The sequence below is a fragment of the Kineococcus rhizosphaerae genome, from assembly GCF_003002055.1.
Taxonomy (GTDB): domain Bacteria; phylum Actinomycetota; class Actinomycetes; order Actinomycetales; family Kineococcaceae; genus Kineococcus; species Kineococcus rhizosphaerae.
On record NZ_PVZF01000008.1, the window covers coordinates 291,072 to 300,993 of the forward strand.

At 72.6% G+C, this 9,922-nt stretch carries 9 protein-coding genes; all 9 read left to right on the forward strand.

From position 1 onward, the window contains the following. Positions 1 to 10: 10 nt before the first annotated feature. The 9 genes from CLV37_RS17080 to CLV37_RS17120 all read left to right on the forward strand — a co-directional run bounded on the left by CLV37_RS17080 (position 11) and on the right by CLV37_RS17120 (position 9,701). On the forward strand, positions 11 to 937 hold the full coding sequence (locus CLV37_RS17080; protein ID WP_106212545.1) for a LysR substrate-binding domain-containing protein: 927 nt from the start codon (positions 11 to 13) through the stop codon (positions 935 to 937). A 153-nt stretch (positions 938 to 1,090) separates the two neighbouring features. Next, positions 1,091 to 2,551, forward strand: coding sequence for a purine-cytosine permease family protein (locus CLV37_RS17085; RefSeq protein ID WP_106212547.1), 1,461 nt, complete (start codon positions 1,091 to 1,093; stop codon positions 2,549 to 2,551). Between the two features lie 22 nt (positions 2,552 to 2,573). Continuing rightward, on the forward strand, positions 2,574 to 4,133 hold the full coding sequence (locus tag CLV37_RS17090; RefSeq protein ID WP_106212549.1) for a GMC family oxidoreductase: 1,560 nt from the start codon (positions 2,574 to 2,576) through the stop codon (positions 4,131 to 4,133). A gap of 100 nt (positions 4,134 to 4,233) precedes the next feature. After that, positions 4,234 to 4,653, forward strand: a complete 420-nt coding sequence (locus CLV37_RS17095; RefSeq protein WP_170127324.1) for a RidA family protein — start codon at positions 4,234 to 4,236, stop codon at positions 4,651 to 4,653. Between the two features lie 24 nt (positions 4,654 to 4,677). After that, entirely contained in the window at positions 4,678 to 5,973 is a 1,296-nt protein-coding gene (locus CLV37_RS17100; protein WP_106212553.1) for a flavin-containing monooxygenase, read from the forward strand. Next, positions 5,973 to 6,647 carry a DUF1028 domain-containing protein gene (locus CLV37_RS17105; RefSeq protein WP_106212555.1) on the forward strand — a complete coding sequence of 225 codons (675 nt, stop codon included), beginning with the start codon at positions 5,973 to 5,975 and terminating at the stop codon, positions 6,645 to 6,647. Before CLV37_RS17100 ends, CLV37_RS17105 begins: the two co-directional genes overlap by 1 nt. Positions 6,648 to 6,688: 41 nt before the next feature. Then, positions 6,689 to 7,798 (forward strand): amidohydrolase, encoded by a 1,110-nt coding sequence (locus CLV37_RS17110; protein ID WP_106212630.1) that lies wholly within the window; start codon positions 6,689 to 6,691, stop codon positions 7,796 to 7,798. Positions 7,799 to 7,843: 45 nt separating this feature from the next. Then, positions 7,844 to 9,355 (forward strand): APC family permease, encoded by a 1,512-nt coding sequence (locus CLV37_RS17115; RefSeq protein WP_211298726.1) that lies wholly within the window; start codon positions 7,844 to 7,846, stop codon positions 9,353 to 9,355. A 13-nt stretch (positions 9,356 to 9,368) separates the two neighbouring features. Further along, positions 9,369 to 9,701 carry an L-rhamnose mutarotase gene (locus tag CLV37_RS17120; RefSeq protein ID WP_106212557.1) on the forward strand — a complete coding sequence of 111 codons (333 nt, stop codon included), beginning with the start codon at positions 9,369 to 9,371 and terminating at the stop codon, positions 9,699 to 9,701. The last annotated feature ends 221 nt before the right edge of the window (positions 9,702 to 9,922 follow it).

Genomic DNA, 9,922 nt, shown 5'->3' on the forward strand with positions numbered 1-9,922 from the left:
GGAGGGCGCCGTGGCGCGCAAGGCGGACGTGACGCTGACCCAGCTGCGGTACTTCATCGAGGCGGCGACGTGCCTGAGCATGACGGTCGCGGCGCAGCAGCTGCTCGTGGCGCAGTCGGCCGTCTCGGCCGCCGTCGCCCAGCTGGAGAACCAGGTGGGGGCCCAGCTGTTCATCCGGCAGCGCTCCAAGGGGCTGGCGCTGACCCCCGCGGGTCAGCAGCTCCTGGGGGACGCCCGCGCGGTGCTGTCCGGTCTCGACGAGGCGCTCGACGCGGCCCGCGGCATGGACAACCAGGTGCGGGGGACGATCCGCATCGCCTGCTTCGTGACGATGGCACCGTTCCTGCTGGCCGACGTCGTCTCGATCGTGCAGGAGGAGCACCCGCACCTGGAGGTGGAGGTCCTCGAGGTCGACGCCGACGGGGCCCGGGACGCCCTGCGCTCCGGGCAGGTCGAACTCGTCATCAGCTACGACTTCGGGTACCCCGACGACGTCCGCCGCGAGACGATCGCCGTGGTCCCCGCCCACGTCGTCCTGCCCGCCGCGCACCCGCTGGCGGCGCGCTCGCGCGTCCCCCTGCGCGAACTCGCGCACGAACGCCTGATCCTGCTGGACCTGCCACACAGCCGGGAGTACTTCCTGTCGGTGCTCGCCGCGGCCGGCGTCGAGCCCACCATCCGGCACCGCTCGCACGGGTACGAGACGGTGCGCTCCCTGGTGGCCAAGGGGCACGGGTACTCGATCCTGAACATGCGCCCCCGCCACGACCAGACCTACGACGGCCGCTCGGTCGTGACCCGGGCCATCGCCGACGACGTCCCGGCCCTGCCCTTCGTCATCGCGACCCTGGCCTCGGTGCGCACGACGGCCCGCGCGCAGGCCGTGGCCGACGCCGTCCGGGTGGCCGTGGGGCGGCAGTTGAGCACCCGGACCTGACCTCGGGCGTTTCCGGCGTGTTTCGGGACGGTGTCGTCCCTGATTCATCAGCGGAAGTGATGCAGGGCAGCAGTTGACGCTGTTCGACGTGGACGGCGCGGGGCCGGATGCTGACGGGGCGGTCAGCCCACCGCCCCAGCGAAGGAGCCTCTCGTGGAAACAGACCTCCCGGCCCACGCCCCCGGCACCCGTTCCAGCGGCGTCGAGGCCCGCACCATCGAGCACATCCCCGAGACCGAGCGGCACGGCAAGACCCGCAACCTGTTCACCATCTGGTTCGGGGCGAACATCATGCTGCTCACCATGGCCAGCGGGGCCATCGCCACCGCGGTCTACGGGCTGCCCCTGTGGGCCGGGATCCTCGCCGTGGTCGTCGGCAACGTCGTCGGCGGTGTCGTCATGGCCCTGCACGCCGCGCAGGGACCGCAGATGGGCATCCCGCAGATGCTGCAGACCCGCGCGCAGTTCGGCTCCTTCGGCAGCCTGCTCGTCATCGTCATCGTCGTGCTCATGTACACGGCGTTCTTCGCCTCCAACCTCGTCCTGGGCGGGCAGGCGCTGGCCGGGCTGGTGCACCTGCCCACGACGGCCGGCGTCCTCGTCATCGGGGTGGTCAGCGTGGTCGCGGCCATCGTCGGGTACCGCCTGCTGCACGCGCTCGGCACGATCATGTCGGTCCTGGCCGGGGCCGCGTTCGTCGTCCTCGTCGTCTGGTGGATCGCGGTGGACCCGCTGCCGTCCTCGGTGGTGACGAACGGCTCCTTCAGCTGGGTCGGGTTCATGGCCACGGTCTCGATCGCCGCGCTGTGGCAGATCGCCTACGCGCCCTACGTCTCGGACTACTCGCGGTACATGCCCAAGGACACCGGCGTCCGCCCGGCGTTCTGGGCGACCTACTGGGGCTGCGTCCTCGGGTCGGTCTTCGGGATGGTCGTCGGGGCGGTCACGGGGGCGGCCCTGCCGGACGCCAGCATCCCCGACGCGCTGCACCAGACGGCTCCGGGCATCAGCTCCCTGCTCGTCGCGGTCTTCGCGATCGGCCTGAGCGTGTCCAACGGGGCGAACGTCTACTGCGGCAGCCTGGCCACCATCACCATCGGCCAGACGCTGTTCGACGACTGGCGCCCGGGCCCGCGCGCCCGCAGCGTCGCCACCCTGGCGATCTTCGCCGTGGCGCTCGTGCTGGCCCTGGCCACCGCGGACGACTTCCTCGTGAACTTCTCGAACTTCATGATCCTGCTGATGTGCGTCCTCATCCCGTGGACGGCCGTGAACCTCGTCGACTACTACCTGCTGCGCCACGGCGACTACCACCTGCCCTCGCTGTTCGAGCGCGACGGCGGCGTCTACGGCCGCGCGAACCCGGTGGCGATCGCCTGCTACGTCGTCGGGATCGTCGTCCAGCTCCCGTTCCTCGTGACGGCGTTCTTCACCGGGCCGGTCGCGAACGCCCTCGGGGGCGTGGACGTCTCCTGGATCGTGGGTCTGGTGGTGATCTGCCCGCTGTACTACGTCCTGGCTCGCGGTCGCACCGCCCGCACGCCGAACCCCGTCCACGGCAGCACCGGGACCATCGCCGAGACCCACCCTGAGACCACCCCCGCGCTCGACTGAGCAGCATTCGAGAGGAGACCCGTTGTCCGTCGTGGAGCCCACCGGGGCCGTCCAGCAGTCCACCTTCGACGTCCTGGTGATCGGGGGCGGGACGGCCGGTTCCGTCGTCGCCGCCCGGTTGTCGCAGGACCCCGCGGTGTCGGTGGGACTGCTGGAGTGGGGGCCCAGCGACGTCGACGAACCCCGCGCGCTGCAGATCGCCCGGTGGGCCGAGCTGCTGGAGACCGAGCACGACCTGGACTACCGCTCGGTCCCGCAGGAGCGCGGGAACTCCGGCATCCGGCAGACGCGGATGAAGCTGCTGGGGGGCTGCTCGAGCGTCAACACGATGATCTCGTGGAAACCCCTGGCCTCGGACCTGCGCGAGTGGGTCTCGCAGGGGGCCACCGGCTGGGACCCCGAGACCGTCGTGCCGTACTGGGACCGGGTGCAGGCGCCCGTCACGCCCGTGGCGCAGGCCCACCGGAACCCGTTCGTCGCCCTCGAGGTCGAGGCCGCCGTGAACGCCCTCGGCGTCCCGCACCGGCCGACGTGGAACCACCTGCCGCCCAACGAGGACCTCACCGAGGGCGCGGGGTTCTTCGAGATCGGCTACGACCCGGCGACCGGGGTCCGGTCGTCGGCGTCGGTCTCCTACCTGCACCCGGTGCTGGACCGGACCAACCTGCACGTGGTCCTGGGGCGGCGGGCGCTGCGGCTGACCGTCGAGGACGGGCGGGTCACGGGCGCGCAGACCGAACGCGCCGACGGCACCCGCGAGACGTTCACCGGGACCCGCCAGGTCGTCCTGTCGGCCGGGGCGATCGACTCCCCGCGCCTGCTCATGCTCTCCGGGATCGGCCCGAAGGACGTGCTGACGGACGCGGGGGTCGACGTCGTGCTCGACCTGCCCGGTGTCGGGCGGAACCTGCAGGACCACGCCGAGGGCATCACGATCTTCGAGATCGACACCGACGTCCCCGACGTGCGGGCGACCGACTGGGACGCCGGGGTCCTCGCGACGGTCGACGAGGGGGCCGACCGGCCCGACGTGGTGATGCACCTGCCCGTCACGACCGTCGCCGACCACGTCACCGCGCAGGGCGTGGAGCTGCCGGCCCGCAACGTCTCGATGGCCTCGAACGTGGCGAAACCCCGCAGCCGGGGCCGGGTCTGGATCGGCTCGCCCGACCCGTCGCAACCGCCGCTCATCGACTACCGCTACTTCACCGACCCCGAGGGCCACGACGAGCGGATGCTCGTCGCGGGGGTGCGGCTGGCCCGGCGGATCGCCGCCGCGCAGCCCCTGGCCCAGCACGTCGTCCGCGAGGTGTTCCCGGGACCCGACGCGCAGACCGACGAGGAGATCTCGCGTCGCGAACGTGCTGTGCACCAGACGGTCTACCACGTGTCGGGGACCTGCCGGATGGGTCCGGCGGACGACCCCGAGGCGGTCGTCGACCCGTCGCTGCGCCTGGTGGGCCTGGAGAACCTCAGCGTCGTCGACGCTTCGGTGTTCCCGACGCTCACCGCCGTGAACCCCGTCGGGACGGTGTTCGTCGTCGCCGAGCGCGCCGCCGACCTGATCCGCGAGCGCATCTGACGAACCGATGCGGCGCAGTTGAGAGAGCTGTTTGAACGATGATTCCCCGTCCCGCAGGATGGGGGTCCGGAACCCCAGGAACGTCCCCGGAGGACACCCCGTGAAGCACACCCGCATCCGTCCCTTCAACACGAAGGACACCTACCCGGAGCAGAACCTCGACAACGACCTGTGCCAGGCCGTCGTCGCGAACGGGGTCGTCTACCTGCGCGGTCAGATCGGCCAGGACCTCGAGACCCGCGAGTCCGTCGGCATCGGCGACGTCGAGGCGCAGACCGAGAAGGCGATGGCGAACATCGCGATGCTCCTGGAGGAGGCCGGGGGTTCCCTCGAGGACGTCGTCAAGGTGACGGTGTACCTCGTCGACGTCCGCTACCGCGAGACCGTCTACCGCACGATGGGGAAGTGGCTCAAGGGTGTGTTCCCGGTGTCCACCGGCATCGTCGTGCACTCGCTGGCCCGGCCGGAGTGGCTCGTCGAGATCGACGCCACCGCCGTGCTCAGCACGGGAAACCGCTGAGAACTCGACCTGATCGGAGCAGTCATGACGGAACGGGAGATCGAGGTCCTCGTCGTCGGGGCGGGACAGGCCGGGATCGCGATGAGCGAGCACCTCGGGGCGCGGGGGATCCCGCACCTCGTCCTCGAACGCGACCGGGTCGCCGAGAAGTGGCGCACGGGACGCTGGGACTCCCTGGTGGCCAACGGGCCGGCGTGGCACGACCGGTTCCCGAACCTGGAGTTCGACGACGTCGACCCGGACGGCTTCGCCGGCAAGGACCGGGTCGTGCGGTACTTCGAGCAGTACGTGCAGGAGATCCACGCCCCGGTCCGCACCGGGGTCGAGGTCCACCGCGTCGTCCGGCACGAGGGCCGCCCGGGGTTCCGGGTCGAGACCTCCGAGGGCACCGTCGACGCCCGCTACGTCGTGGCCGCCACGGGGGCCTTCCAGACCCCCGTCGTCCCGCCGCTGGTCCCCGAGGAGGCGGGGCTGCACCAGATCCACTCCAGCGCGTACAAGAACCCCGGGCAGCTGCCCGACGGCGCCGTGCTCGTCGTGGGCGCCGGCTCCTCCGGCGTGCAGATCGCCGACGAGCTGCAGCGCTCGGGCCGTCGGGTGTTCCTGTCGGTCGGTCCGCACGACCGCCCGCCGCGCCGCTACCGGGGCCAGGACTTCTGCTGGTGGCTCGGTGTCCTGAACAAGTGGGAGATGGCGACGCCGCCGGCCGGGGCCGAGCACGTCACCATCGCCGTCAGCGGCGCGCGCGGTGGGCACACCGTCGACTTCCGCCGGCTCGCCGCCGAGGGGATGACGCTCGTCGGCCGCACCCGGGCGTTCGCCGACGGCACGGTGACGTTCGCCGCCGACCTGGTGGACAACGTCGCCGCGGGCGACGCCAACCTCGTCGCCCTGCTCGACGAGGCCGACGCGTACGTCGAGCGCAACGGCCTGGACCTGCCCGCCGACCCCGGGGCGCGCGAGGTCCTGCCCGACCCCGACAGCCTCACGAACCCCCTCTCCGAGCTGGACCTCGCCGAGGCCGGCGTCACCTCGATCGTCTGGGCGACCGGTTTCCGGTCCGACTACTCGTGGCTGCCCGCCGGGGCCGTGGACGAGGCGGGCCGCCCGAAGCACGCGCGGGGGGTCTCGGGCGAACCGGGCGTCTACTTCCTGGGCCTGCCCTGGCAGTCGCGCCGCGGCTCCAGCTTCATCTGGGGCGTGTGGCACGACGCGGCGTACCTCGCCGAGAGCATCGCCGTCCAGCGCAGCTACCTGGCGCGCGAACCCGCGACCCCGGTCGCCGACCGGGCGCGGACCGTCCTGCAGGGGGTGTCCTGATGACGTTCTCCCTCGTGGTGCGGGACGCGGCGACGGGCGCCTTCGGCTCCGTCATCAGCTCCTCCTCCCCGGCCGTCGCGGCGCGCTGCGTGCACCTGCGCGACGGCGTGGGGGGCGTGCACTCCCAGAACGTCACCGATCCGCGGCTGGGGCCGGAGCTGCTCGACCTGCTGGAGCAGGGCCGGCCGGCCGGGCAGGCCCTGGCCGAACTGGTCGCGGCCGAACCCGCGCGGGAGTGGCGCCAGCTGCTCGTAGTGGACGCCGCGGGCGGGACCGCCGTCCACTCCGGGGGCCGGGCCCTGGGCGTCGTGGGGGAGCACCGGGCGCCGGCCGCGGCGGCGGCGGGGAACATGCTCGCCACCCCGGACGTGCCCCGGCGCCTCGTCGAGGGTTTCCTCGCCGCCACGGGCTCCCTGGAACGGCGGCTGCTCGCCGCGTACGAGGCGGCGATGGCCGAGGGTGGGGAGGCCGGCCCCGTGCACTCGGCCGGGTTGTCGGTCGTCGACGGTTCCGGCTGGCGCGTCACCGACCTGCGCGTGGACTGGAGCGAGGCGCCGCTGCCGGACCTGCGGGCCCTGCTGGACGTGTGGGAACCCCAGCGCGACGACTACGTCACCCGCGCCCTGGACCCCGACGGCGCCCCCGGCTACGGCGTCCCCGGGGACGACCGGTGAGTTCGGCCGGACGACGGGTCGCGGACGTCGTCGACGCCGCGATGCCGTCTCTGGTCGCCCTGGCCCGGACCCTGCACGCCCACCCCGAGACGGCGTGGGAGGAGCACCGCGCCGCCGCCTGGGTCGCCGAAGCGCTGTCCGGCAGCGGGTTCACCGTCACCGCCCACGCCTACGACCTGCCGACGGCGCTGTTCGCGACCGCGGGGTCCGGGTCCCGGCGCGTCGGGGTGGTGGCCGAGTACGACGCGTTGCCCGGTCTCGGGCACGCGTGCGGGCACAACCTCATCGCCGCCACGGCCGTGGGCACCGCCCGGGCCCTGGCCGCGGTCGCCGACGACCTCGACCTCACCGTCGAGGTGTACGGCACCCCCGCCGAGGAGGGCGGGGGCGGCAAGATCGAGATGCTGGAACGGGGTGCCTTCACCGGCCTGGACCTGGCGCTCATGGCCCACCCGGCCCCCGCTGACGTCGCCCGGGCCGAACCCTTCGCCGTCGCCCACTCGCACGTGGAGTACCGCGGCCGGTCCGCGCACGCCGGGGCCTACCCCGACCAGGGCGTCAACGCGAACGACGCCTTCGTCGTCGCGCAGGTCGCGATCGGGCTGCTGCGCCAGCAGCTGCCCGCCGGTACCCGCGTGCACGGGATCATGACCAACGGGGGGCAGGCGCCCAACGCCATCCCGGACCGCACCGAGGGCCGCTGGTACGTCCGGGCCGGGTCGCTGGCCGAGCTGGCCGGGGTCGAGGAGCGGGTGAACCGCTGCTTCGAGGCCGGCGCGCTGGCCTCGGGAGCGTCGCTGACGATCACCCCCGAGAGCAGGCCGTACTCCGAGTTCCGGACCGACGAGGCGGCCCTGGCCGTCTACGAGCGGCACGCCACCGCGCTCGGCCGTCCGTCGGTCACCGGTGCGGGAGCGGCGCGGATGAACCGGGCCTCCACCGACTTCGCCAACGTGTCCCAGGTGGTGCCCGCCATCCACCCCTACGTCCGCGTGGACAGCCACGGCAGCGCCAACCACGAACCGGGGTTCGCCGCCGCCTGCGTGGGCTCCTCGGCCGACGCGGCGGTGCACGACGCGGCGACCGCGCTGGCGTGGACCGCCCTCGACGTCGTGGCCGAACGCGGTGTGTCCGGCGTCACGCACCCGTAACATCCGTCGTCCACACTTCGCTCACCGTCGAGATTCGGAGCACACGTGATCCACGAACCACCCGGTGCGCCCGCAGTGCACACCGACGCCCACGGCGTCCAGAAGAGCCGTCTCGTCAAGACGCTGCGCCGCGGCGACATCGTCCTGTTCATCGTCGCCGCCGTCATCAGCGCGGACAGCATCGCCGTCCTCGCCGCCGGTGGTCCCGAGGGGCTGGTGTGGTCGGCCTTCATCGGCGTCGCGTTCCTCGTCCCCTCGGCGTTCGTCTTCGCCGAGACGTCCTCGACGTACCCGGAGGAGGGCGGGCCCTACCAGTGGGTCCGCCGTGCGTTCGGCAAGACCTGGGCATCGGTCGCGGTCATCATGTACTGGATCACCAACCCCATCTGGCTCGGCGGCTCCCTGGCGTTCATCGCCGGTTCGGTGTGGTCGGAGTACGTGGTCACCACGTCCGGCGCGGGCGACTTCGTCGTCAAGCTCGTGTTCGTGTGGGTCGCGATCCTGCTGGCCATCGTCAGCCTCAAGCGCGGCAAGGTGCTCATCAACATCGGCGCCTACGCCAAGCTGTTCGTCCTGCTGAGCCTCACCGTCACGGCGCTGGTCCACGTCGCCCAGCACGGGACCGCCGGGGTCGACTGGTCGGCGGCCACGCCCACCGCGGCCGGGTTCCTGGCCATCGTCCCCGTGGCGCTGTTCGCCTTCGTCGGCTTCGAGGCGCCCAGCGCGGCGTCGGAGGAGATGCACGACCCGCAGAAGGACACCCCCGCGGCCATCGCCCGGGGTGCCGGGATCACCCTGCTCGCCTACCTCGCCCCGGTGCTCGCGATCCTCCTGGTCACCCCCGCGGACCGGACCGCCGACGCCGGGGTCATGCAGGCGATCGGGCAGAGCTACTCCGTCTTCGGCGCCGCCTCCGGGCCGCTCCTGACGATCACCGGGCTCGCCTTCGTGTACGCCCTGATGACGCAGGGCAGCGCCTGGATGATCGCCACCGACCGCATGCAGGCGGTCGCCGCCGGGGACGGCGCCTTCTTCACCCGCGCGCTCGGGGAGTTCTCCCGCCGTCTCGGTACGCCCGTCCGGATGAACGTCCTGTCCGGTCTGGTCGGCACGGTCTTCCTCGTCGCAGCGACGCTGCTGGTGCACGGGACGGCCGCCAGCATCTTCGGCGTCGTCCTGACCCAGGCGGTCTCGACGCTGCTCATCAGCTACGTCGTCATCGTGCCCGCCATGATCCGGCTGCGGCTCGTCGACGACGTCCCGCGCCCCTACCAGGTCCCGGGCGGGCGCCGCGGCTACACCGTGCTCGCCGTCGTCGTCTACGCCTTCATCCTGCTCGGGTCGATCGCCGCCGTCGTGCCCGGCGTCCTGGAGAGCCTGCTCGGCATCGACTACGACTTCCTCGAGGAGTGGGGCGTCAGCCGCACCAGCTTCGAGGTGTTCACCGTCGGCACGCTCGTCGTGGTCATCGCCGCGGCCCTCGTCGGTCGCGTCGTCGGCGGGATCGCGGCCGCCACCGCGCCGCCTGTGCCCGAACCCGAGACGTCCAGCCGCTGAGGGGGGCCGACGCGTGACGGAACGAGCCTGCTTCCTGCTGCACCTGCGACCGGAGACGGTGCAGGAGTACCTCACGGTGCACTCCGAGGTGTGGCCGGAGATGCTGGACGCCCTGACCCGCACGGGGTGGCGGAACTACTCGCTGTTCCTGCGGGCCGAGGACGGCCTCGTCGTCGGGTACTGCGAGACCGACGACTTCGAGGCCACGACCGCGGCCATGGAGCGTGAGGAGGTCTCCGCGCGCTGGGAGGCCACCATGGCGCGGTTCTTCGCCCCCGCCCGGGGCCCGGCCGCCGGCGGTGACCGGCCCCGGGAACGTCTCGTGGAGTACTTCCACCTCGACTGACCCGGTCGCACGCAGCGGACCTGGCCGGTTGGCCGGTCCGCCGCGTGGACGTGGTCGACTACGAGGTCGTCAGGGTGCCCTGACGGGTGCCGGCTCCGGCGGCGGCGCAGGCGCGCACGGTCGCGCCCCAGCGTTCGACGTAGGCGGCCAGGGCCGGGGTCTGCGCCCCGTGGGCCTCGGCGTCGGTGTCGATCAGGTACAACCCCGGCGCCGGGACCGCG

What these genes read in the sequence shown, in the direction of transcription:
- CLV37_RS17100 (WP_106212553.1), top strand. Translation starts at nt 4,678, where the DNA reads ATGACGGAACGGGAGATCGAGGTCCTCGTCGTCGGGGCGGGACAGGCC.
- CLV37_RS17105 (WP_106212555.1), top strand. Translation starts at nt 5,973, where the DNA reads ATGACGTTCTCCCTCGTGGTGCGGGACGCGGCGACGGGCGCCTTCGGC.
- CLV37_RS17110 (WP_106212630.1), top strand. Translation starts at nt 6,689, where the DNA reads ATGCCGTCTCTGGTCGCCCTGGCCCGGACCCTGCACGCCCACCCCGAG.